Origin of the sequence: Pseudomonas sp. P39-UII1 (assembly GCF_039672635.1) — a bacterium.
Lineage (GTDB): Bacteria > Pseudomonadota > Gammaproteobacteria > Pseudomonadales > Pseudomonadaceae > Aquipseudomonas.
Map to the genome: position 1 here is coordinate 185220 of NZ_JBDFPP010000003.1, position 21249 is coordinate 206468.

Here is a 21249-nt window from a genome sequence, read left to right on the forward strand (position 1 = left end):
GGCCGTGCGCTATAGCTCCCGGCGGTCTCTGAACATCAAGTACAAAGGTTCTATACCCGATTCCGGTGCAAAGACCACGATGTAGTCGTCGAACTGCACCTCGGCCAGGTTCTCGAAAGGTTCTATCAGCGGGACCTTGGGCATTCTGAAGAATCCAATGCTTGGGGGTCGGGAGAGATCCGCGGGCGCGTGAACGCTACCGTTCTGCCACGCGACCGTGACAGGCGAATCACCGTCGCTGGTGAACACGTATGCCTGTTGCATGGCATTCCAAGCTGCACTGCGCACCTTTACACGCGATGGGACAACACCACCCTGAGTGAGGGTCATGATGACATGGGAGTAGCGAGTAAAAGGCTTGACGCCAGTGCTGGTGGCCCCACTGGCAGCGCGTACGGTGGAACACAAGCGCACCGGCAATGCCACTTCCGCACGCGCTTGAGCCAAAGCCACCCAGTCATGCGGCTCGCTGTCGAACAACTCAACCAGCGGAATCGTAACTGCAAAGCGCGGATCGGCACTGGGAGTACTCAGCACGAACTCGGCAACATCTACAAAAGAGCCCGGATGCTTTCCTTCCAATGAAGTCGATTGCCACTCCAGCTCAGCCACAGCCGAGCGAAAACTCTTGTTCAAATGATGCAGCTGCTCGGCTACTTCACGGCTCAAGCCTTGCGCAGTCAACACCGCAGGATGCAGGCTGGCCGTCTGTGCCGCCGCCATTAACGTAAGCGCACCATGGTCTGGGCCGGACGCACTGGCTTTGGCAAGCTGGGCGATCCGTACCTCCAGGCTTTCTATCAGCGTGGCCCCACGGTCGTACAAAGCGGGGTGACGCGCCTGCGCTGCGGCCAAGGCAACAGCATGGCGCTGGCTGCCCTGCGTGATCTCCTGCAGCACAACGGCCTGGGTCGCAGGGTCCAGAAATGAATTGGCGGCATCGCGTTGTGCACCCTCGAGGGCAAACTTGACCGACATCTGCAAGCGTTGAAGCTGGTCGACGGCGCGTTTGGCCTGATGCTGTGCCAGTACCAGGGCACGTAACGTTTCCACACTGGCGGTAAGTTCCTGCTCAGGCGCTGCCCCGGCAAGGGTGAGCTGATGCTCCAGCGTCGCCAGTTTTTGCTCTGCCTCCCCCTCTGATGAATGAATGTCGGCAACCAGTTTTCGTACCTTCTCCAGATTGCGGATGGAGGACTGGGTGGCGCGCTGTTCGCGGGTCAAGGTTTGCGGAACCGGCGGTGGTTGTAGCGTTTGGTCTTTGAAAGCTGCACGGCCGTTTTGCTGATGCCAGGCTTTGATGGTTGCAACTATATATTCGGGGGAATTTATAGCGCCGACTTCATCGGCCCCTGAGTAGAACAGAAGGTCGCTGCCGGCAGGATGGCCGACGATATTACTGAAGTGGGTGATCAACGTATCATGCGAAACTTTGTCTGTCTCTACCTGCCATATATCGTCAACCAGTCGAAGAAAAGACTGCTCTTCGTAATGGTCCAGGCTTGATCTCAAGTCCATAATCATTTCCTCATACGCATAGAGATAGAGTATTCATATTTCGACTGGGTGCTCGAATTCCTCCCTAAGGCGGTCGTAGCCCGACTTAGCAAGTGCAAAGGCTAGTCCTTCGACTTTCATATGCACATCGTAGCTGAAGAGAACCACTAACCCGGGATGGCCCTGACCCTCGAGGCTAAACTTATCCCACCCCCCAATCTGGCCCATGGGTAATGGCATTTTGAATGGGCCTTTCGACTCAACGGGGTTGCCGAATACTCTCAACGCGGCCTCTCGGGTTACACAATTGGCATACGGCTCTGGAAGCCCTTGCGAATAGACGGCCTTCGACGTGGTCGTTTCAGCGAGCGATAGAATCACGGACTCAAATCGCTTGTCTTCAGCCCAAAAGCGCAGTTCCAAACCTGGGCTGAGCGTCAAGTATACTGACCATGAGCCGGGATAGATCTCTATAAGATGATCAGACGGAACCACATCATTAGCCACAAGTTCGGGGTGAAATTTCCCAAGATTAAGAAGATAAGATTGCAGCTGTTGAGCATTCATTCGTATATTCCTTTCTGTTGATGCAATGCATGCAATTGCTGCCCAGCAGCTTCTATCCCATTGGTCTTTAAAAGCTGCACGGACGTTTTGCTGATGCCAGGCTTTGATGATTGCAACTATATCTTCGGGGGAATTTGATACCGCCGAATTCATCGATTTCCGGGTAGAACAGAAGGTTGCTGCCGGCAGGATGGCCGATAATATTACTGAAGTGGGTGATCAACGTATCATGAGAAACTTTGTCTGCCCCTACCTACCATATATCGTCAACCAGCCGAAGAGAAGACTGCTCTGCGTAATGATCCAGGCTTGATCTCAAGTCCATAATCCTCACCTCACACGCCTACAGGTAGAGTATTCATATTTCTACTGGGTGCTCGAATTCCTCCCTAAGGCGGTCGAAGCCCGACTTAGCCAAAGCAAAGGATAGGCGTTTGATATTCATATGCACATCATAGCTGAAGATAACTACTAACCCGGGATGGCCCTGACCCTCAAGGCTAAACTTATCCCACCCCCCAACCTGGCCCATGGGTAATGGCATTTTGAATGGGCCTTTCGACTCAACTGGGTTACCAAATACTGTCAACGCGGCCTCTCGGGTTACACAACTGGCATACGGCTCTGGAAGCCCTTGCGTATAGACAACCTTCGAGATGGTGGTTTCAGCGAGCGAAAGGATTACTGACTCAAATCGCTTGTCTTCAGCCCAAAAGCACAGCTCCAAACCTGGGCTGGGCTTCAAGTAAACAGTCCATGAGTCGGGATAGATCTCCATAAGATGATCAGCCGGCACCACATCATTAGCCACGAGGTCGGCATGAAACTTTCCAAGATTAAGAAGATAAGATTGCAGCTGTTGAGCAGTCATTCGTACATTCCTTTCTGTTGATGCAACGCATGCAATTGCTGCCGAGCAGTTTCTATCCCATTGGGCTTTGAAAGCTGCACGGCCGTTTTGCTGATGCCAGGTTTTGATAATTGCAACTATATCTTCGGCGGAATTTGATACCGCCGAATTCATCGATTTCCGGGTAGAACAGAGGGTCGCTGCCAGCACGATGGCCGATAATATTACTGAAGTGGGTGATCAACGTATCATGAGAAACTTTGTCTGCCCCTACCTACCACATATCGTCAACCAGCCGAAGAGAAGACTGCTCTGCGTAATGATCCAGGCTTGATCTCAAGTCCATAATCCTCACCTCACACGCCTACAGGTAGAGTATTCATATTTCTACTGGGTGCTCGGATTCCTCTCTAAGGCGGTCGTAGCCCGACTTAGCCAGTGCAAAGGATAGGCGTTTGACATTCATATGCACATCGTAGCTGAAGATAACTACTAACCCGGGATGGCCCTGACCCTCGAGGCTAAACTTATCCCACCCCCCAACTTGGCCCATGGGTAATGGCATTTTGAATGGGCCTTTCGACTCAACAGGGTTGCCGAATACTGTCAACGCGGCCTCTCGGGTTACACAACTGGCATACGGCTCTGGAAGCTCTTGCGAATAGACAACCTTCGACGTGGTCGTTTCAGCGAGCGATAGAATCACTGACTCAAACTTCTTGTCTTCAGCCCAAAAGCGCAGTTCCAAACCTGGGCTGAGTTTCAAGTATACTGACCATGAGCCGGGATAGATCTCTATAAGATGATCAGACGGAACCACATCATTAGCCACAAGTTCGGGGTGAAATTTCCCAAGATTAAGAAGATAAGATTGCAGCTGTTGAGCATTCATTCGTATATTCCTTTCTGTTGATGCAATGCATGCAATTGCTGCCCAGCAGCTTCTATCCCATTGGTCTTTAAAAGCTGCACGGACGTTTTGCTGATGCCAGGCTTTGATGATTGCAACTATATCTTCGGGGGAATTTGATACCGCCGAATTCATCGATTTCCGGGTAGAACAGAAGGTCGCTGCCGGCAGGATGGCCGACGATATTACTGAAGTGGGTGATCAACGTATCATGCGAAACTTTGTCTGTCTCTACCTGCCATATATCGTCAACCAGTCGAAGAAAAGACTGCTCTTCGTGATCCAGGCTTGATCTCAAGTCCATAATCCCTTCCTCACACGCATACCGGAGTATTTATATTTCTATTGGGTGCTCGAATTCCTCACTAAGGCGGTCGAAGCCCGACTTAGCCAATGCAAAGGCTAGCCCCTCGACATTCATATAAACATCGTAGCTGAAGATAACCACTAATCCGGGGTGGCCCTGACCCTCAAGACTAAACTTATCCCACCCCCCAACCTCGCCCATGGGCAATGGCATTTTGAACGGGCCTTTTGACTCAACTGGGCTACCAAATACTGTCAGAGCGGCCTCTCGGGTTACACAATTGGAATACGGTTCTGGAAGCCCTTGCGAATAGACAACCTTCGACGTGGTCGTTTCGGCGAGCGAGAGAATCACTGACTCAAATCTCTTGTCTTCAGCCCAAAAACACAGTTCCAACCCTGGGCTGGGTTTCAAGTATACAGTCCATGACCCGGGATAAATCTCTATAAGATGACCAGACGGGACCGCATCACTCGCCAAAAGTTCTGGATGAAACCTCCCAAGATTAAGAAGATAAGATTGCAGCTGTTGAGCATTCATTCGTACATTCCTTTCTGTTGATGCAGAGCATGCAATTGCTGCCGAGCAACTTCTATCTCATTATCCGAGAATCCGTACTCAAGCAACCCCGGCTTCAAGGCATCCAAATTACTATCAACGGCTTCCCTGATATTTGACGCATCTTTCAATTGCCTGGCTTTATTGTTCCTACCACCATAGGTTTCGCTAAACTTTCTGTGCACTTCCGCCGGGATTACTATGCTTGGCGCCGTCTCCAAGAATGGCTTGATTGCATCCATTGACAACTGTGGCCTATTCCTGGCCAAGTACCTCTGATAGGCTTTGGGTGACACAATATGGTCTACATCCATCAGGTCATTGATGCTTCGCCTGCTCAAATCCTTATACTCCCCAACTTCCAGAGACTTGGCAGGCTCATAATTGATCAAGCCCGGAGATGGCAGGTCAGTATCGCCGCCGAACCCAGGGATTATGGCCCCAGTCTCTCCCGGATTCGCGCCCGGAAGTATTTCAAGACTTGGCCCTGCCGGGTCTATCGCCCCTCCCGGAAGGACACCTGGCAACGGCGGAGCCTCTGGCAGCAGCGTTGGCCCGAGCAACTCGGCACCAGGTGCCACCAGGGGCTTCCATGTGCGCGGGGGTTGCCCCTCGACGACTGCGGCATCGAATGCCAACGCCACTCTGCTGGCGAACCAGGGTTCGAAAGGCTGGACTACCGTCAGAACGCCTTGGGTGCTCCCAGGGCTGTGGATGCTCAGCTGGTCGAGGTCATAAAGCCCTGAACCCACCCCGCCTGCAGCGAGATGACGCAGTTCGAATTCACTTCGCGAACCGGCCCAGCTTGCTTTCGGAGCTACCGGAGCAAAGCCGTTGAGAATGCGCCGCTGGTTCAGTTCATCGAATTGCCCAAGCAGCACCTGGTCTGGCGGTGGTAGTAGTTATTAGCGGGAGCGGGCTTACCCCGCGAATGGGCACGCGCAGTGCCTGGCACCGGCTTCGCCGGTGTTCGCGGGGCAAGCCCGCTCCCACCGATTTAATGAGTCAACCAATGACTTGGAAGTTGTTCTATGGACGCAATATATTGTTCGAAATAATTGCGCCCACTGGGGTTTAATTCATTATCGTTTATTGGCAAACAGATACACGCCCACAACCAGCCCGACGGCACACAGCCCCGCCACATAATAAGCCGGCGCCATTGGGCTTAACTTCAACAGCGCGGTAACCACCATCGGCGTCAACCCGCCGAAGATCGCGTAGGCCATGTTGTAAGAGAAAGACAACCCGCTGAACCGCACTACCGGCGGGAAGGCCTTGACCATCACGTAGGGCACGGCACCGACAATACCGACGCACAAACCGGTCAGCGCATACAGCGGGAACAGCAGGTCGGGGCGGGTCGGCAAGCTGTGGTAGAAGGTCCAGGAGCTGGCCAGCAGCAACAGGCTGCCAACGATGAATACGCGCCCGGCGCCGAAGCGGTCGGCCAGGCGGCCGGCTGCGATGCAGCCGAGGCTGAGCAGGACGATGGCCAGGCTGTTTGCCTTGAGCGAGTCGGTGGGGCTGACCTGGTAGAAGCTCTGCAGCAGCGCCGGGGTCATCAGGATCACCACCACGATGCCGGCCGACAGCAGCCAGGTCAGCAGCATCGACAGGACGATCGCGCCACGGTGGTCACGCAGCACCGCACGCAGCGGCAGCTCTTCGGCCAGCGCCTTGCGCTGCTGCATCTCGGCGAACACCGGGGTTTCGTGCAACCAGCGGCGCAGGTACACCGAGAACAGGCCGAATACGCCTCCGAGCAGGAACGGGATGCGCCAGGCGTAATCCGCCACCTCAACGGGGGTATAGACACTGTTGATCAGCGTGGCGACCAGCGAGCCCAGCAGGATGCCCGAGGTCAGGCCAGCCGTCAGCGTGCCGCAGGCGTAGCCAGTGTTGCGTGCCGGTACGTGCTCGGAGACGAACACCCACGCGCCCGGCACCTCGCCACCGATCGCCGCCCCCTGAATCACGCGCATCAGCAACAGCAGGATCGGCGCCCACAGGCCGATCTGTGCATAGGTCGGCAGCAGGCCCATGATCAACGTCGGCAGGGCCATCATGAAGATGCTCAGGGTGAACATCTTCTTGCGCCCGAGCAGGTCGCCGAAGTGGGCCATGACGATCCCGCCCAGCGGGCGGGCCAGGTAGCCGGCGGCAAAGATGCCGAAGGTTTGCATCAAACGGAGCCATTCGGGCATGTCGGGCGGGAAGAACAGCTTGCCGACCACCGTGGCGAAGAACACGAAAATGATGAAGTCGTAGAACTCCAGGGCTCCGCCGAGGGCGGACAGTGAAAGGGTCTTGTAGTCACTGCGGGTCAGCGGCCGCGAGGGCTGCTCGATACTGCTCGGCACGGAGGTCATCGCTCGTTCTTCTCTTGTAGGTCATGCAGGCCGCTTGGGGCGCGGCTTCTGGATTGCTGGGACAGGCGAAGATAGCAAATTGCCGAGCCGTGCCGAAAGCGATACAAAATCCATACAGATATTCATGAATGTGCGGTCGTCGCTGGGCGTTCGGCTATATATACTGGCCGCTCGTAGGAAAACGTTGCTGCCCACCTGGGATGTTGTGCGAAAACGCCGGTCTTTACTGTCAGACGGTTTCGCAGAGTTTCCCTATGGCCGTCCAGCGAAACGAAATCGGCGTAGTATGTTTCAAGCTGAATCGTTTACCCGGCCTTTGCGCCACACCAACGAAAGCGTCACGGGTCAGAGGCCCCACCGCATGATTGAGCTCGAACAAGAAGATCCTATACCGCAAGGCGATCTGGCCTTGCAGATTACTGCGTTGCCCCGCGAAACCAACGGTTTCGGCGACATTTTTGGCGGCTGGCTGGTCGCCCAGATGGACCTCGCCGGCACGGCCATGGCCAGCCGCGTCGCTGGCGGCCGGGTGGCCACGGTGGCGATCGACCGCATGGCGTTCCTGGTGCCGGTAGCCGTGGGCGCGCAGCTGTCCTTTTATACCCAGACCCTGGAAATCGGCCGCAGCTCGATCCAGATGATGGTCGAGGTGTGGAGCGACGACCCGCTTTCCAGCGAATGGCGCAAGGTCACCGAAGCAGCGTTCGTCTTCGTTGCCATCGATGGCAGCGGCCGCACCCGCTCGGTGCCTCGTCGCTGAGCCACTCGCGCGTTAAACTCATTGCACGTCACCGGGTCGAAGGCCCACAGGCAATCAATGAGACAAGCGCAATGGCTACCTTCAAGGTCGAAACCGAGCTACACGGCGAACTCAACTGCTGGCGTATTACCAGCGACCGTGCCGAACTACTGATCGCCCAGCAGGGTGCGCAGATCCTCAGCTACCAGCGTGTCGGCGAGCCGCCGCTGCTTTGGCTGAGCGACCAGGCCATCTTCCAGCAGGGCAAGTCGGTGCGCGCGGGCGTGCCGGTATGCTGGCCGTGGTTTGGTAACCTGCAGCGCAACCCGGCAGCCGTTCAAAGCATGTACCTTGGCAAGCAGGCCCCCGCCCATGGGTTGGCCCGCACCCGTGACTGGAAGTTGCTGGGCATTGAAGAAGCGGGCAGCGCACTGCGCATCGAATTCGAGCTGCCACAAGCCCAGGGTGATCTGCCGGACTGGCCGCATGACGTCGAGCTGAGGCTGACGGTGGTGATGGGGGATGCACTTGAGCTGACCCTGACCAGCCGCAACCTGGGCAACACCCCAGTCACCATCAGCCAGGCCCTGCACAGTTACTTTGCCGTCAGCGATGTACGCCAGGCGCGGGTCGAAGGTGTCGAAGGGCTGGGTTATATCGAGACCCTGGCAGACTGGGAACAGCGCCAGCAGCAGGGTGCGCTGGCGTTTACCGGTGAGACCGACCGTATCTACCTGAATACCCCTGCTCGGCTGAGCATCGTCGACCCGCACTGGGACCGGCGCATTACCCTGACCAGTAGCGGTTCGCGCTCGGCGGTAATCTGGAACCCTTGGACCGACCGGGCCAGGGAGCTACCCGACATGGCCGATGATGGCTGGCAGCGGATGTTGTGCATCGAGACGGCGAATGTCTGGGATGATGTGGTCGAGTTGAAGCCAGGGGCGAGCACTGCGCTGAAGGTCGCCATCGGCTGTGAAGTGATCTGAGCCTTGCAGTGATATCACCGGCCCTATCGCCGGCAAGCCGGCTCCCACAGGTACACTGCACTGCGTGAAGACTGCGGGGTACTTGGGGGCAGTCCAACTTGTGGGAGCCGGCTTGCCGGCGATAGGGCCAGTACAGTCACCCTCAAAGATCAGCGTCCTCTACCACCCTCACCTTCCCCGCATCCAGCGCATAGGCCGCATCGGCCAGGTCATTGCTGACCTTCTCCACCTTCAACGTCCCGCTAACCCAAAGCGGCGTGTAGATGTCGTCGATCTTCAATCCCTTTGCATAGCGCACCAGCACCAGCTGATTCGGCGGCGGCGGCGGCACGTGAATGCAGGCGCCAGGGTACGGCACCAGGAAGAACAGGGTGCTGTTGCCCTTGGCATCGCTCTCCAGCGGCACCGGGTAACCACCCAAGCGGATTTCCTTGCCGTTCATTGCCGCCACGGTCTTGGTCGAATACATCACCGCCGGCAAACCCTTGCTCTGCTTCAGGCCACCCTTGTCGGTGAACGTACCCATGGCCTCCGGCGAGTTGTGGTCGATCTCGGGCATTTGCTCGAGGGCTTTCTGGTCCGACTTTGGCATCAGCTCCAGCCAGTCGGTTTCAGGCAGCTCGGCATGGGCCAGGGTGCTGGCCAGAAGCAGGGGAATGAGGAAAAAGGCACGCATGGAAATGCTCGGCAACTCGGATGAATTGCCGAGCATTCTAACCAGTATTCAGCGTTTCTTGATTAATCCGTAGATCACCAGAAGCACCACGGCACCGACCAGCGCGCCGAAGAAGCCCGCAGCCTGCCCGGCCTGGTAGATCCCCAATGCCTGGCCACCGTAAGTGGCGAGCAGGGAGCCGGCAATACCCAGCAGGATGGTCATGATCCAGCCCATGCTGTCGTCGCCCGGCTTGATGAAGCGGGCCAGCAGGCCGACGATGAGGCCGATGAAGATGGTTCCGATGATACCCATGGCATTCCCTCTGCAGTGAAGATGGAGCAAGCCAAAGCCTAGACGGGCTTTGGCTCGTTGCCATGTTCAGAGGGCCAGCCGCTTGCAGAAGTTCGATCCAAAGCCCGATCAGTTGCTGATCAGAGCCTCTACTTCGGCAATCTTGCGCTCGAGCGTGGCCATATCACTGCAACGCAGGGTGGCGTGGCCGACCTTGCGCCCGACCTTGAAGGCCTTGCCGTAATGGTGCAGGTGGCAGTCGTCGATGGCGACGACCTTGTCCACCGCCGGCACTTCACCGATGAAGTTGAGCATGGCGCTCTCGCCGACCTTGGCAGTCGAACCCAGCGGCAGGCCGGCAACGGCGCGCAGGTGGTTTTCGAATTGGCTGCACTCGGCGCCTTCGATGGTCCAGTGCCCGGAGTTGTGTACCCGCGGAGCGATTTCGTTGGCCTTGAGGCCACCGTCGACTTCGAAGAACTCGAAAGCCATCACGCCCACGTAGTCCAGCTGCTTGAGCACCCGGCCGACGTAGTCTTCGGCCAGCGCTTGCAGCGGGTGCGCCTGGCTAGCCACCGACAGGCGCAGGATGCCGCTGTCGTGGGTGTTGTGCACCAGCGGGTAGAAGCGCGTTTCGCCGTCGCGGGCACGCACGGCCACCAGGGAGACCTCGCCGGTGAACGGTACGAAGCCTTCCAGCAGGCACGGCACGCTGCCCAGCTCGGCAAAGGTGCCAACCACGTCTTCAGGTGTGCGCAGAACCTTCTGGCCCTTGCCGTCATAACCCAGGGTACGGGTCTTGAGCACGGCCGGCAGACCGATGCTGGCAACTGCGGCGTCGAGGTCGGCCTGCGAGAGGATGTCGGCGAAAGCCGGGGTCGGAATACCCAGGTCGCGGAACATGCTCTTCTCGAACAGGCGGTCGCGGGCGATGCGCAGCGCTTCGGCGCTCGGGTAGACCGGAACGAACTGCGAGAGGAAGGCCACGGTTTCGGCCGGGACGCTTTCGAACTCGAAGGTCACCAGGTCAACTTCGTCGGCCAGCTGGCGCAGGTGGGCCTGGTCGCCATAGTCGGCACGCAGGTGATCGCCCAGCGGCGCGGCGCAGGCGTCAGGCGCCGGGTCGAGGAAGGCGAAATTCATGCCCAGCGGGGTGCCCGCCAGGGCCAGCATGCGGCCCAACTGGCCACCACCGATTACACCGATCTTCATGGGTTCAGCCTCAAGCCTGACGTGGGTCTGGATTGTCCAGCACGGTGTCGGTCTGCTCGGTGCGGAACTGCTTGAGCGCCGCGTGATACTGCGGGTATTTGGCGCCGAGGATGCTCGCCGACAGCAGCGCGGCGTTGACCGCACCGGCACGGCCGATGGCCAGGGTGGCAACCGGTACACCGGCTGGCATCTGCACGATCGACAGCAGCGAGTCGACGCCCGACAGCATCGACGACTGCACCGGCACGCCCAGCACCGGCAGGTGGGTCTTGGCCGCGCACATGCCTGGCAGGTGGGCAGCGCCACCAGCGCCAGCGATGATCACCTCGATACCGCGCCCTTCGGCTTCTTCAGCGTACTGGAACAGCAGATCCGGGGTGCGGTGGGCGGAGACCACCTTCACTTCGTAGGGAATGCCGAGTTTTTCCAGCATATCGGCGGTGTGGCTAAGGGTGGACCAATCGGACTTGGAGCCCATGATCACGCCAACCAGTGCACTCATCGTCGAGCCTCTCCTGCAAGCGCCTTCTGGCGCGCTAAAAGCAACAAGCCACGCAGGTGGACCGGCGTGGCTTGTCATACGGATTCTGAATCGACCAGGTTGGCCGAAGGCGCGGGATTATAGCGTATTCATCGGCAAACCGCCCAGCCCTCCATGCACATTGGCGGATCAAAGGCAAGCTGTCCCGCGAGACAACTTTTCAGCGCGTCCGGCGTTCTCGCCAACCCTGTGCATGAACCCTCAAACCGCCCCTTCACCCTGGGCGCTCGTCTCCAGCTTGCGCCACAGCAGCCGCACGTTGGCCTTGCGCACCAGCGCACAGCGGTACAGGCGGATTTCCAGTGGCACATGCCACTGGCTACCGCCGCAGATCGCCAATTCGCCACGGTCGAGCTCGCCGCGCATCGACAGGCGCGGCACCCAAGCGATGCCCATGCCTTCCAGGGCCATGCTCTTCAAGCTGTCGGCCATGGCTGTTTCATAGACGGTGGTATAGCGCAGGTTGCGTTGGCGCAGCAGCAGGTTCACCGACCGGCCGAGAAACGCGCCAGCGCTGTAGGCCAGCAACGGCACGCTGCTATCGCCTTCGAGGTCGAACAAAGGCTTGCCGTCGGCATCCACTGCGCATACCGGCAGCATTTCAGTGGTGCCCATGTGCAGCGAGGGGAAGATCTCGGCGTCCATCTGCAGGGCTGCATCCGGGTCGTAGAATGCCAGCATCAGGTCGCAGCCACCCTCGCGTAATGCATGCACCGCATCTCCGACGTTAGTGGCAACCAGGCGCGTGGCGATGTTCAAACCATCGTTGCGCAACTGGGCTACCCAGCGGGGGAAAAAGCCCGATGCCAGGGAGTGAGCCGCCGCGATCTGGATGACCTCGCCCTGCCCGCCTTCGAGGTGATGCAAGTGGCGGAGAACTTCGCTCAACTGGTCGACAACTGTACGCGCGGTGACCAGAAACAGCTGGCCGGACTCGGTCAGTTCAATGGGCGTGCGGGAACGATTCACCAGCGTCAGCCCCAGCGCCGCTTCCAGGCTGCGGATACGTCGGCTGAAGGCCGGCTGAGTGACGAAGCGCCGCTCTGCGGCTTGCGAAAAACTGCGGGTGGAGGCCAGGGCACTGAAGTCTTCCAGCCATTTGCTTTCCAGGTTCACGAAGCATCTCTCCCGGCGTGCACCAAAATGGAACACGCTCGATTGTCAATTGGCGTCACATCAAACACTATGCCGTTTGTGCATAGGTTAGCGTGCAACAGCATTGGCCGCAAAATCCGCTTCGGGCCTAGGATTGGCGCCATTCCGGCATGTGCCGGGTCAAAATCGAGATGATATCCATCATGTCCTCCGCTGCATCGTTCCGCGTCGAAAAAGATCTGCTTGGTACCCTTGAAGTCCCTGCTGATGCCTACTACGGCATCCAGACCCTGCGCGCTGCCAACAACTTCCACCTCTCCGGTGTTCCGCTGTCGCACTACCCGAAGCTGGTAGTCGGCCTGGCGATGGTCAAGCAGGCAGCTGCTGACGCCAACCGTGAGCTGGGGCACCTGAGCGATGCCAAACATGCCGCGATCAGCGCAGCCTGCGCACGGCTGATCAAGGGCGACTACCACGAGCAGTTCGTGGTCGACATGATTCAAGGCGGTGCTGGTACTTCTACCAACATGAACGCCAACGAAGTCATCGCCAACATCGCGCTGGAGGCCATGGGCCATCAGAAGGGTGAGTACCAGTACCTGCACCCGAACAACGATGTAAACATGGCACAGTCGACCAACGACGCCTACCCGACCGCTATTCGTCTGGGCCTGCTGCTGGGTCACGACGCGCTGCTGGCCAGCCTCGACAGCCTGATCCAGGCGTTCGCTGCCAAAGGTAAAGAGTTCGACCACGTACTGAAGATGGGCCGTACCCAGCTGCAGGACGCCGTGCCGATGACCTTGGGCCAGGAATTCCGCGCCTTCGCCACCACCATGACCGAAGACCTCAACCGTCTGCGTTCGCTGGCACCCGAGCTGCTGACCGAGATCAACCTGGGTGGTACTGCCATCGGTACCGGCATCAACGCCGACCCGGGCTACCAGATGCTCGCCGTACAGCGCCTGGCAACCATCAGCGGCCAGCCGCTGGTACCGGCTGCCGACCTGATCGAAGCGACCTCCGACATGGGCGCCTTCGTGCTGTTCTCCGGCATGCTCAAGCGTACTGCGGTCAAGCTGTCGAAGATCTGCAACGACCTGCGCCTGCTGTCCAGCGGCCCACGCACCGGCATCAACGAAATCAACCTGCCAGCGCGTCAGCCAGGCAGCTCGATCATGCCAGGCAAGGTCAACCCGGTTATCCCGGAAGCCGTCAACCAAGTCGCCTTCGCCATCATGGGCAACGACCTGGCACTGACCGTCGCCGCCGAAGGTGGCCAGCTGCAGCTGAACGTGATGGAGCCGCTGATCGCCTACAAGATCTTCGACTCGATCCGCCTGCTCCAGCGCGCCATGGACATGCTGCGCGAACACTGCATCGTCGGCATCACCGCCAACGAACAGCGCTGCCGTGAACTGGTCGAGCACTCGATTGGCCTGGTCACCGCCCTGAACCCGTACATCGGCTACGAAAACGCCACCCGTATCGCCCGCGTCGCCCTCGAAACCGGCCGCGGTGTGCTGGAACTGGTGCGCGAGGAGAAGCTGCTGGACGAAGAGATGCTCAACGACATCCTGCGTCCGGAAAACATGATCGCTCCACGTCTGGTTCCGCTGAAGGCGTAACCCGACCGCTGCAAACAGTCTCACCAGGTCGAGGGACTAGACACCTCTCAACCTTTGCAGGGCCCGAGCGCACGCTCCGGGCCCTTTTTTTTGCCTGCGCCTTCCCGGCACACAACTTGCTCCATAATGCCTCCCAGCCCCACGGGAATACCGAGCATGCTGCACAGCCACCTGACCACCCTCAACGCGGTTTCGCTGATCCTCAACCTGTTCCAGGAACAAGGGTGCGAGGCCACGGCGCTGCTGGCTGGCAGCGGCATAGGCCCGGCAGACCTTGGCCATGCCGATGCGCGCATCACCACCCAGCAAGAGTTGCAGGTCTGTGCCAACGCAGTGGCGCGGCGTGAAGACATCGGCCTGGAGCTGGGCCAGCGCATGCACGTGTCGTGCTACGGCATGCTCGGTTACGCCTTGCTCTCCAGTGCCACTTTGGGTGACGCCTTGCGCCTGGCGCTGCAGTATCCGGCACTGCTGGGAACAGTTTTCCAACTGCGCCTGGTCGACGACGGCCGACGCGTCTGGTTCAGCGCCAACGAATACCGTGATATTCCTGAGTTGGCTGCGTTCAATGCCGAGTTCTGCCTGGTTTCGCTGAAAGTCATCTGCGACGACCTCCTCGGCCGCCCGCTGCCACTGCTCGGTGCCCGCTTCGAACATGCCCGGCCTGGCTACCACGCGCGCTATACCGGTGCATTCCAGTGCCCGCTAGCCTTCGAGGCGCAAGACAACGCCTTTGCCTTCGAGCGACGCTGGCTGGACACACCGCTGCCGCTGGCCGACCCGATTACCCATAAGGCCATGAGCGAACGCTGCCGGCGCCTGAACCTGGAGTTCACCGGGCGCCAGGCCTGGCTGGGGCGGATTCGCCAACTACTGCTGCAACAGCTGGACGCGGCACCCGGCCTGGAAGGCCTGGCCCGGCAGATGAACTGCTCGTCGCGCACCTTGCGCCGGCACTTGCAGGCGCTGGGCAGCAGTTATCAACAGTTGCTCGACGAGCTGCGCTTCGAGCGTGCCAAGCAGTTGCTGAGCGATGAGCAGATGCCGATCTACCGGATTGCGGAGGCTTTGGGGTTCAGCGAGACCGCCAGTTTCCGCCATGCCTTCCAGCGCTGGAGTGGTGTGGCACCCAGCCACTTCCGCGGTTGACCTGTTCCGGCCCTATCGCCGGCAAGCCGGCTCCCACAGGTCCTGCGCTGCATTCAAGGCCTGTGCAGTACTTGTAGGAGCTGGCTTGCCGGCGATAGGGCCAGCACAGGCCAACAGCTTTGGCCACATCGATCCCCTTTTGGCCGTTTGCGTCGTTCTCCCGCGCCGAGGCGCCCGTGAAAATGGGCCAACGCCAGTACCACCGGAGAACAACAATGCTGACGATCTATTCCGATGATCACCGCCTGCACCACGGCCGCTGCGAGCTGATCGACGGCAAGCTGATGCCTTGCTTCGAAATGCCTTCGCGCGCCGACCATGTGCTCGACCAGGTGAAAAAGCGCAACCTGGGCGACATCCAGGGCCCGACCGATTTCGGCCGCGCGCCGCTGCAGCGCATCCACAGCGCCGACTACCTCAACTTCTTCGAAGGTGCCTGGGCACGCTGGGCCGCCCTGGGCCACGACGGCGACCTGCTGCCCTTCACCTGGCCAGCCCGCACCCTGCGCCAGGTCAAACCGACCGGTCTGCACGGCGAGCTGGGTTACTACAGCTTCGATGCTGGCGCGCCAATTACCGCAGGCACATGGCAGGCCGCCTACAGTGCTGCCCAAGTTGCGCTCACTGCCCAGGCTGCGATCCAGCAAGGCGCCCATTGCGCCTTCGCCCTGTGCCGCCCACCAGGGCACCATGCTGCAGCCGAGGTCATGGGTGGTTATTGCTACCTGAACAACGCCGCGATTGCCGCCCAAGCCTTCCTCGACCAAGGCCATACCAAAGTGGCCATCCTCGACGTGGACTACCACCACGGCAACGGCACCCAGGACATCTTCTACTCGCGCGACGACGTGTTCTTCGCTTCGATCCACGGCGACCCACAGGCCGAGTTCCCGTTCTTCCTCGGCTATGCCGACGAAACCGGTGAAGGCGCAGGCCTTGGCTGCAACGTCAACTACCCGCTGCCAGCCGGCAGCGACTGGGCGGCCTGGAGTGCGGCTCTGGAAGCGGCCTGCCAGCGCATTGCCGCCTATGACGCTGATGTCCTGGTGATCTCACTCGGCGTGGACACCTTCAAGGACGACCCGATCTCCCAGTTCAAGCTGGACAGCCCGGACTACCTGGAAATGGGCAAACGCATTGCCCAACTCGGCAAGCCGACCCTGTTCGTGATGGAAGGCGGCTACGCTGTGGAAGAAATCGGTATCAACGCGGTCAATGTGCTGGAAGGCTTCCAGCGCGCCCAGCCAGGAGCCTGATAATGGTCCGACTCAAGCGTCTGCTCGCCCCGTTCATCGCTGCCACCCTGTTCACTGGCGCCATCCAGGCCCATGCAGAACAACGCACGTTGCGTGTGTACAACTGGTTCGACTACATCACCCCGCAGACCTTGACCGATTTCCAGAAGGACAGCGGCGTCAAGCTGACCTACGACATCTTCGACACCAACGAAGCACTGGAGGCCAAGCTGCTGACTGGCAACTCCGGCTACGACGTGGTGGTGCCGTCCAACGTGTTCCTGGCCAAGCAGATCGAAGCGGGCGTGTTCCAGCCACTGGACCGCAGCAAGCTGCCGAACTGGCAACACCTGGACCCGGCGCTGATGAAGCTGATCGAGGCCAACGACCCGGGCAACAAGTTCGCCGTACCCTACATGTACGGCACCGTGCTGATCGGCTTCAACCCGGACAAGGTCAAGGCCGTGCTCGGCGACCAGGCGCCAGTGGACAGCTGGGACCTGATCTTCAAGGAAGAGAACATCGCCAAACTCAAACAGTGCGGCGTGGCGCTACTTGACTCGCCGTCGGAGATCCTGCCGCTGGCGTTGAAGTACCTGGGCCTGGACCCGAACAGCGACAAGCCGGACGACTACAAGAAGGCTGAGGCCTTGCTGCTGAAGATCCGCCCACACGTCACCTACTTCCACTCCTCCAAGTACATGGCGGACATCGCCAATGGTGACATCTGTGTCGCAGTCGGTTATTCCGGCAGCTTCTCGCAAGCCGCCAACCGCGCACGGGACGCGAAGAACGGTGTGGTGGTGGACATGCGCCTGCCCAAGGAAGGCGCACCGATCTGGTTCGACATGCTGGCGATACCCAAGGGGGCGGCCAACCCGGAGGATGCGCATACGTTCATCAACTACCTGCTGCGCCCGGAAGTGATCGCGCCGATCAGCGACTTTGTGGGGTACCCGAACCCGAACAAGGATGCGACCGACAAGGTCAGCCCGTCGATCCGCAACAACCCCAACCTGTACCCGACCGCGGACGCGATGGCCAAGCTGTATACGCTCAAGCCTTTGACGCGCGAGGCAGAGCGGGCGCGGACACGGGCCTGGACCAAGATCAAGTCCGGGACCTGAGCCTGAGGGCTGCTGCGCAGCCCAATCGCCGGCCAGCCGGCTCCCACAGGTTCTCTACTGTTCTCAAGGCAGTGATCTACTTGTAGGAGCCGGCTTGCCGGCGATTGGGCCGCATTGCGGCCCCCTACTTTCTCCACGCCTTGCGCAACCGCATCAACGCCTCGGCAATTTCCCCCTCCGGCACCGCCGCAAACCCCAGCACCAGCCCCGCACGGTTATCCACAGGCACCTCGCTATCCTCCAGCCAATAGCTGCTCAGCGGATTCACTTCCACCCCGGCCGCCTCTGCCCTGGCCACCAGCTCCTGCTCACGCGCAAAGTTATCCACATCCACTTTCACATGCAGCCCAGCTGCCACTTCAGGCATCGCCCCAAGCCCCGGCACATCCACAGGCCAACCGGCCTTGAGCACATTGCGCCGGCTCAACGCCGCCCGGCGCATACGGCGGATATGCCGCTGGAAGTGCCCTTGAGCCATGAATTCGGCCATCACACACTGGGTGCCCACCTCGGAATGCCGCATCGCTAACGCCCTGCCCTGGCTGAACGCCTGAACCAGGCGTGCCGGCAGCACCAGGTAGCCAAGCCGCAACGCCGGGAAGGCGATCTTGCCAAACGTGCCGACGTACAGCACCCGCCCTTGGCGGTCCAGCGCCGCCAGCGGCGCCAGGGGCGCACCGCTGTAGCGGTACTCGCCGTCGTAATCGTCCTCTACGACCCAGCCATCATGACGCTCGGCCCAGGCCAGCAGCGCCAGGCGCCGGGCCAGGCTCATGGTCACCCCGGTCGGGTACTGGTGAGCGGGTGTGACGTAGGCGAGGCGACAGTCCCGCAGTTGCTCCAGACGCGCGCAATCCATGCCCTCCCCATCCACCGCAATACCCGTCACCTTGGCGCCGGCAACGGCGAAAGTATGGCCGGCGGCGCGATAGCCAGGGTTTTCCATAGCCACACCGTCGCCTGGCTGCAACAGCAACTGTGCACAAAGGCTAATGGCTTGCTGCGCGCCACTGGTGATCACAATTTGTTCAGCCGTGCAGGACAGGCCCCGTGACCGTCGCAGGTAAGCGGCGATCAGTTCGCGCAGCGTGAACTCGCCTGCTGGGTCACCGTAGCCCAATTGCGCAGGGTCCGGATTGCGCCAGAAACCCGCCTGCAGCTTGGCCCACACGCCGAACGGGAACAGGTCGAATGCCGGGATGCCCACGCGAAAAGCACGCGGTGCACCCGGTCTTGGGAGCGGCAAATGGTGAATTTTCAGACGTTCCAACGGCTCACTGGACAGTGTGTTGCTGGATAAATCCTCAGTATTATCCGATGAAAATGTGGATAAACCTGTTGATAAACCCCGGGATAACCCTGTGGATAGTTGTGTGGATAGTTTTTCCAGCCGGCTTACATAAGTGCCATCCCCTACACGGCTTTCGATATAGCCCTCGGCATACAACTGGTCGTAGGCACGCACCACGCTGTTGCGCGAAAGCGCCAGCATGTTCGCCAGATCGCGGGTCGCCGGCAGCCGCGTGCCACTGCTCAGACGCCCATCCAACACCCGAGCACGCAAAGCCTCGTACAGCTGCTGGCTGAGCCCACGGCGGCGGTCCAGCACTAGGCCGGCGCAATCGAAAGGCAACACAAGAGGACGCACGGTCATGGCATTGGACCTATCAAAACTGTTGTTAATGGATCTTACCCTGAGCCAATAGCCTGCCTAGGATGGAGCCATTCGACAAGGAACCTGCACATGTACAACAGCAAGCCCCACCAGGAACACGACCGCGAGCGCTTGCATCAGCACATGCTCGATACCCGCCTGGCTGTGTTGGTGAGCCAAGGCGCGCAGGGACTGCTGGCCACGCACCTGCCCGTTCTGCTCGATCCCGATGAGGGCGAGTTCGGCACCGTCTACGCCCATCTCGCACGCGCCAATCGCCAATGGCAAGACCTGGAGCAAGGCGGCGAAGCGCTGCTGGTATTCCCCGGCGCCGATGCCTATGTCAGCCCCGCGTACTACCCCAGCAAGGCGGAGAACCCCAAAGTGGTGCCCACCTGGAACTACCTGGCCGTGCATGCGTACGGCCCGGTCGAGGTTATCCACGAAGCAGCGCCCCTGCTCAACATCGTCAGCCGCCTGACCGATCGCCATGAACAAGGCCGCAGCGAGCCGTGGAAAGTGGCCGATGCGCCCCGCGACTACCTCGACGGCATGCTCCGCGCCATCGTCGGCATCCGCCTGCCCATCGCCCGCCTGCAAGGCGCGCGCAAGCTCAGCCAGAACCGTTCGGCACAAGACATCGCCGGCGTGCGCGACGGCCTGAGCAGCAGCACCGATTACCTGGACAACCAACTCGCGGCGCAGATGCGCCAGCTCTGAAGGAATAGCCCCATGCCCAGCGTTACCCTGCGCCCTGTCAGCGCCCAAGACCACGCCGCCTGGCTTGCCCTGTGGCAGGCGTACCTGCGCTTTTACCAGACCGAGCTGGCCGATGAGGTCAGCCTCAGCACCTGGCAGCGCCTGCTCGACCCGAACGAACCCACCCATTCGACCCTGGCCTGGGTCGATGGCAAGGCGGTGGGGATGGTCAACTTCATCTACCATCGTTCCAACTGGAGCATCGAGAACTCCTGCTACCTGCAGGACCTCTATGTGGACAGCACACAGCGTGGCCTGGGCATCGGCCGCCAGCTGATCGAGCACGTCTACGCCACGGCCAAGGCCGACGGGTGTATCAAGGTGCACTGGCTGACCCACGAAACCAACGCCACTGCCATCAGCCTGTACGAGCAGGTTGCCGAGCGGCCGGGCTTCATCCAATTTCGCAAAGGGCTGTAGGCAGACATGGCTGACGCATTGAACTGGAAACCTGCCACCACCCCGCAGGCCGGGGCTATCGAAGGCCGCTTCATCCGCCCGGAAAAACTCGACCCCGCACGCCACGGTGACGATCTGTGGAAAGCGCTGCAGGGCCCGGATTCCGATCCCGTGCTTTGGGATTACCTGCCCTACGGCCCCTTCACCGAGCGGGCTTCCTTCGACCGCTGGCTGGAAGGTAACGCCGCCGGGCGCGATCCGCTGTACTACACCGTCATCGACCGGATCAGCGGCCAGGCCCAAGGCATTCTCACGCTGATGTCGATCGTGCCCGACCACGGGCGCATCGAGATCGGCCATATCGCCTTCGGCGCCCCCATGCAGCGCACGCCGAAGAGCACCGAAGCGGTGTACCTGCTGGCCAAGCTCGGCTTCGAACTGGGCAACCGCCGCCTGGAGTGGAAGTGCAACAATGCCAATGCCCGCTCCAAGCGTGCAGCCGAGCGCTTCGGTTTCCAGTTTGAGGGGGTGTTCCGCAAGCACCTGGTGGTGAAGGACCATAACCGCGATACGGCGTGGTATTCGATCACCGATGATGAATGGCCGCAGGTGGCCGCCGGGTTCGAGCGGTGGCTAAGCGAGGAGAATCAGCGGGCTGAGGGGCAACTGAGGACGCTTGAGGCGTGCCGCAACGGCTGAAAGCGGTGGGAGG

The 21249-nt window shown here is 60.0% G+C and carries 24 protein-coding genes; 9 read left to right on the forward strand and 15 right to left on the reverse strand.

Annotated features, from left to right (window positions below; all coding sequences use genetic code 11):
• Positions 1 to 9 precede the first annotated feature (9 nt).
• The 9 genes from ABEH27_RS06020 to ABEH27_RS06060 all read right to left on the reverse strand — a co-directional run bounded on the left by ABEH27_RS06020 (position 10) and on the right by ABEH27_RS06060 (position 7061).
• Positions 10 to 1524, reverse strand: a complete 1515-nt coding sequence (locus ABEH27_RS06020; protein WP_346612683.1) for an S-type pyocin domain-containing protein — start codon at positions 1522 to 1524, stop codon at positions 10 to 12.
• 27 nt (positions 1525 to 1551) lie between these two features.
• The gene (locus ABEH27_RS06025; RefSeq protein WP_346612684.1) at positions 1552 to 2064 is read right to left on the reverse strand and encodes a DUF6392 family protein; all 513 of its coding nucleotides are present in this window, start codon (positions 2062 to 2064) and stop codon (positions 1552 to 1554) included.
• 67 nt (positions 2065 to 2131) lie between these two features.
• Positions 2132 to 2287: a bacteriocin immunity protein gene (locus ABEH27_RS06030; RefSeq protein WP_346612685.1), complete on the reverse strand. Its 156-nt coding sequence runs from the start codon at positions 2285 to 2287 to the stop codon at positions 2132 to 2134.
• Between the two features lie 135 nt (positions 2288 to 2422).
• Positions 2423 to 2935, reverse strand: coding sequence for a DUF6392 family protein (locus ABEH27_RS06035; protein ID WP_346612686.1), 513 nt, complete (start codon positions 2933 to 2935; stop codon positions 2423 to 2425).
• Between the two features lie 358 nt (positions 2936 to 3293).
• Positions 3294 to 3806 carry a DUF6392 family protein gene (locus ABEH27_RS06040; RefSeq protein WP_346612687.1) on the reverse strand — a complete coding sequence of 171 codons (513 nt, stop codon included), beginning with the start codon at positions 3804 to 3806 and terminating at the stop codon, positions 3294 to 3296.
• Positions 3807 to 3873: 67 nt separating this feature from the next.
• Positions 3874 to 4128, reverse strand: coding sequence for a bacteriocin immunity protein (locus ABEH27_RS06045; protein ID WP_346612688.1), 255 nt, complete (start codon positions 4126 to 4128; stop codon positions 3874 to 3876).
• Positions 4129 to 4158: 30 nt separating this feature from the next.
• Positions 4159 to 4671 (reverse strand): DUF6392 family protein, encoded by a 513-nt coding sequence (locus ABEH27_RS06050; RefSeq protein WP_346612689.1) that lies wholly within the window; start codon positions 4669 to 4671, stop codon positions 4159 to 4161.
• Entirely contained in the window at positions 4668 to 5570 is a 903-nt protein-coding gene (locus ABEH27_RS06055) for a hypothetical protein (protein WP_346612690.1), read from the reverse strand. The genes ABEH27_RS06050 and ABEH27_RS06055 overlap by 4 nt, the downstream gene beginning before the upstream one ends.
• A gap of 201 nt (positions 5571 to 5771) precedes the next feature.
• Positions 5772 to 7061: an MFS transporter gene (locus ABEH27_RS06060; RefSeq protein WP_346612691.1), complete on the reverse strand. Its 1290-nt coding sequence runs from the start codon at positions 7059 to 7061 to the stop codon at positions 5772 to 5774.
• Positions 7062 to 7422: 361 nt separating this feature from the next.
• Here ABEH27_RS06060 and ABEH27_RS06065 point away from each other — a divergent pair, with 361 nt between their 5' ends.
• The gene (locus ABEH27_RS06065; protein WP_012274860.1) at positions 7423 to 7821 is read left to right on the forward strand and encodes an acyl-CoA thioesterase; all 399 of its coding nucleotides are present in this window, start codon (positions 7423 to 7425) and stop codon (positions 7819 to 7821) included.
• A gap of 71 nt (positions 7822 to 7892) precedes the next feature.
• Positions 7893 to 8789, forward strand: a complete 897-nt coding sequence (locus tag ABEH27_RS06070; protein WP_346612692.1) for a D-hexose-6-phosphate mutarotase — start codon at positions 7893 to 7895, stop codon at positions 8787 to 8789.
• 142 nt (positions 8790 to 8931) lie between these two features.
• On the opposite strand, the gene ABEH27_RS06075 is transcribed toward ABEH27_RS06070, so the two are convergent.
• The 5 genes from ABEH27_RS06075 to ABEH27_RS06095 form a co-directional block, all read right to left on the reverse strand.
• On the reverse strand, positions 8932 to 9465 hold the full coding sequence (locus tag ABEH27_RS06075) for a DUF3299 domain-containing protein (protein ID WP_346612693.1): 534 nt from the start codon (positions 9463 to 9465) through the stop codon (positions 8932 to 8934).
• Positions 9466 to 9513: 48 nt separating this feature from the next.
• Complete coding sequence (locus ABEH27_RS06080; RefSeq protein WP_027592121.1) at positions 9514 to 9759, reverse strand: GlsB/YeaQ/YmgE family stress response membrane protein; 246 nt, start codon at positions 9757 to 9759, stop codon at positions 9514 to 9516.
• Positions 9760 to 9867: 108 nt separating this feature from the next.
• On the reverse strand, positions 9868 to 10950 hold the full coding sequence (locus tag ABEH27_RS06085) for a 5-(carboxyamino)imidazole ribonucleotide synthase (protein WP_346612694.1): 1083 nt from the start codon (positions 10948 to 10950) through the stop codon (positions 9868 to 9870).
• Between the two features lie 10 nt (positions 10951 to 10960).
• On the reverse strand, positions 10961 to 11452 hold the full coding sequence (gene purE, locus ABEH27_RS06090) for a 5-(carboxyamino)imidazole ribonucleotide mutase (protein ID WP_003253304.1): 492 nt from the start codon (positions 11450 to 11452) through the stop codon (positions 10961 to 10963).
• A 240-nt stretch (positions 11453 to 11692) separates the two neighbouring features.
• Complete coding sequence (locus ABEH27_RS06095) at positions 11693 to 12607, reverse strand: LysR substrate-binding domain-containing protein (protein ID WP_346612695.1); 915 nt, start codon at positions 12605 to 12607, stop codon at positions 11693 to 11695.
• A gap of 182 nt (positions 12608 to 12789) precedes the next feature.
• Between ABEH27_RS06095 and aspA the strand changes: the two genes are divergently transcribed.
• The 4 genes from aspA (at position 12790) to ABEH27_RS06115 (ending at position 17725) form a co-directional block, all read left to right on the forward strand.
• Positions 12790 to 14214, forward strand: coding sequence for an aspartate ammonia-lyase (gene aspA, locus ABEH27_RS06100; protein ID WP_041168153.1), 1425 nt, complete (start codon positions 12790 to 12792; stop codon positions 14212 to 14214).
• Between the two features lie 156 nt (positions 14215 to 14370).
• Positions 14371 to 15363, forward strand: a complete 993-nt coding sequence (locus ABEH27_RS06105) for an AraC family transcriptional regulator (protein ID WP_346612696.1) — start codon at positions 14371 to 14373, stop codon at positions 15361 to 15363.
• 215 nt (positions 15364 to 15578) lie between these two features.
• Entirely contained in the window at positions 15579 to 16619 is a 1041-nt protein-coding gene (locus ABEH27_RS06110; protein ID WP_346612697.1) for a histone deacetylase family protein, read from the forward strand.
• Positions 16620 to 16621: 2 nt separating this feature from the next.
• The gene (locus tag ABEH27_RS06115; RefSeq protein ID WP_346612698.1) at positions 16622 to 17725 is read left to right on the forward strand and encodes a polyamine ABC transporter substrate-binding protein; all 1104 of its coding nucleotides are present in this window, start codon (positions 16622 to 16624) and stop codon (positions 17723 to 17725) included.
• 124 nt (positions 17726 to 17849) lie between these two features.
• Here ABEH27_RS06115 and ABEH27_RS06120 read toward each other — a convergent pair whose 3' ends face one another.
• Positions 17850 to 19379: a PLP-dependent aminotransferase family protein gene (locus ABEH27_RS06120; RefSeq protein ID WP_346612699.1), complete on the reverse strand. Its 1530-nt coding sequence runs from the start codon at positions 19377 to 19379 to the stop codon at positions 17850 to 17852.
• A 90-nt stretch (positions 19380 to 19469) separates the two neighbouring features.
• On the opposite strand from ABEH27_RS06120, the gene ABEH27_RS06125 reads away from it, so the two are divergent.
• Genes ABEH27_RS06125 through ABEH27_RS06135 form a run of 3 tightly spaced genes read left to right on the forward strand, consistent with a single transcriptional unit; the run spans position 19470 to position 21236 of the window.
• Positions 19470 to 20099 (forward strand): FMN-binding negative transcriptional regulator, encoded by a 630-nt coding sequence (locus ABEH27_RS06125; protein WP_346612700.1) that lies wholly within the window; start codon positions 19470 to 19472, stop codon positions 20097 to 20099.
• A 12-nt stretch (positions 20100 to 20111) separates the two neighbouring features.
• Positions 20112 to 20558, forward strand: a complete 447-nt coding sequence (locus ABEH27_RS06130) for a GNAT family N-acetyltransferase (protein WP_346612701.1) — start codon at positions 20112 to 20114, stop codon at positions 20556 to 20558.
• Positions 20559 to 20564: 6 nt separating this feature from the next.
• Positions 20565 to 21236 carry a GNAT family protein gene (locus ABEH27_RS06135; protein WP_346612702.1) on the forward strand — a complete coding sequence of 224 codons (672 nt, stop codon included), beginning with the start codon at positions 20565 to 20567 and terminating at the stop codon, positions 21234 to 21236.
• The last annotated feature ends 13 nt before the right edge of the window (positions 21237 to 21249 follow it).

Bases quoted from the DNA above. Each gene is read 5' to 3' on its own strand.
- ABEH27_RS06020 (WP_346612683.1), bottom strand. From the start codon at position 1,524: ATGATTATGGACTTGAGATCAAGCCTGGACCATTACGAAGAGCAGTCT.
- ABEH27_RS06025 (WP_346612684.1), bottom strand. From the start codon at position 2,064: ATGAATGCTCAACAGCTGCAATCTTATCTTCTTAATCTTGGGAAATTT.
- ABEH27_RS06035 (WP_346612686.1), bottom strand. From the start codon at position 2,935: ATGACTGCTCAACAGCTGCAATCTTATCTTCTTAATCTTGGAAAGTTT.
- ABEH27_RS06040 (WP_346612687.1), bottom strand. From the start codon at position 3,806: ATGAATGCTCAACAGCTGCAATCTTATCTTCTTAATCTTGGGAAATTT.
- ABEH27_RS06045 (WP_346612688.1), bottom strand. From the start codon at position 4,128: ATGGACTTGAGATCAAGCCTGGATCACGAAGAGCAGTCTTTTCTTCGA.
- ABEH27_RS06050 (WP_346612689.1), bottom strand. From the start codon at position 4,671: ATGAATGCTCAACAGCTGCAATCTTATCTTCTTAATCTTGGGAGGTTT.
- ABEH27_RS06060 (WP_346612691.1), bottom strand. From the start codon at position 7,061: ATGACCTCCGTGCCGAGCAGTATCGAGCAGCCCTCGCGGCCGCTGACC.
- ABEH27_RS06065 (WP_012274860.1), top strand. From the start codon at position 7,423: ATGATTGAGCTCGAACAAGAAGATCCTATACCGCAAGGCGATCTGGCC.
- ABEH27_RS06070 (WP_346612692.1), top strand. From the start codon at position 7,893: ATGGCTACCTTCAAGGTCGAAACCGAGCTACACGGCGAACTCAACTGC.
- ABEH27_RS06075 (WP_346612693.1), bottom strand. From the start codon at position 9,465: ATGCGTGCCTTTTTCCTCATTCCCCTGCTTCTGGCCAGCACCCTGGCC.
- ABEH27_RS06080 (WP_027592121.1), bottom strand. From the start codon at position 9,759: ATGGGTATCATCGGAACCATCTTCATCGGCCTCATCGTCGGCCTGCTG.
- ABEH27_RS06085 (WP_346612694.1), bottom strand. From the start codon at position 10,950: ATGAAGATCGGTGTAATCGGTGGTGGCCAGTTGGGCCGCATGCTGGCC.
- purE (WP_003253304.1), bottom strand. From the start codon at position 11,452: ATGAGTGCACTGGTTGGCGTGATCATGGGCTCCAAGTCCGATTGGTCC.
- aspA (WP_041168153.1), top strand. From the start codon at position 12,790: ATGTCCTCCGCTGCATCGTTCCGCGTCGAAAAAGATCTGCTTGGTACC.
- ABEH27_RS06105 (WP_346612696.1), top strand. From the start codon at position 14,371: ATGCTGCACAGCCACCTGACCACCCTCAACGCGGTTTCGCTGATCCTC.
- ABEH27_RS06110 (WP_346612697.1), top strand. From the start codon at position 15,579: ATGCTGACGATCTATTCCGATGATCACCGCCTGCACCACGGCCGCTGC.
- ABEH27_RS06115 (WP_346612698.1), top strand. From the start codon at position 16,622: ATGGTCCGACTCAAGCGTCTGCTCGCCCCGTTCATCGCTGCCACCCTG.
- ABEH27_RS06120 (WP_346612699.1), bottom strand. From the start codon at position 19,379: ATGACCGTGCGTCCTCTTGTGTTGCCTTTCGATTGCGCCGGCCTAGTG.
- ABEH27_RS06125 (WP_346612700.1), top strand. From the start codon at position 19,470: ATGTACAACAGCAAGCCCCACCAGGAACACGACCGCGAGCGCTTGCAT.
- ABEH27_RS06130 (WP_346612701.1), top strand. From the start codon at position 20,112: ATGCCCAGCGTTACCCTGCGCCCTGTCAGCGCCCAAGACCACGCCGCC.
- ABEH27_RS06135 (WP_346612702.1), top strand. From the start codon at position 20,565: ATGGCTGACGCATTGAACTGGAAACCTGCCACCACCCCGCAGGCCGGG.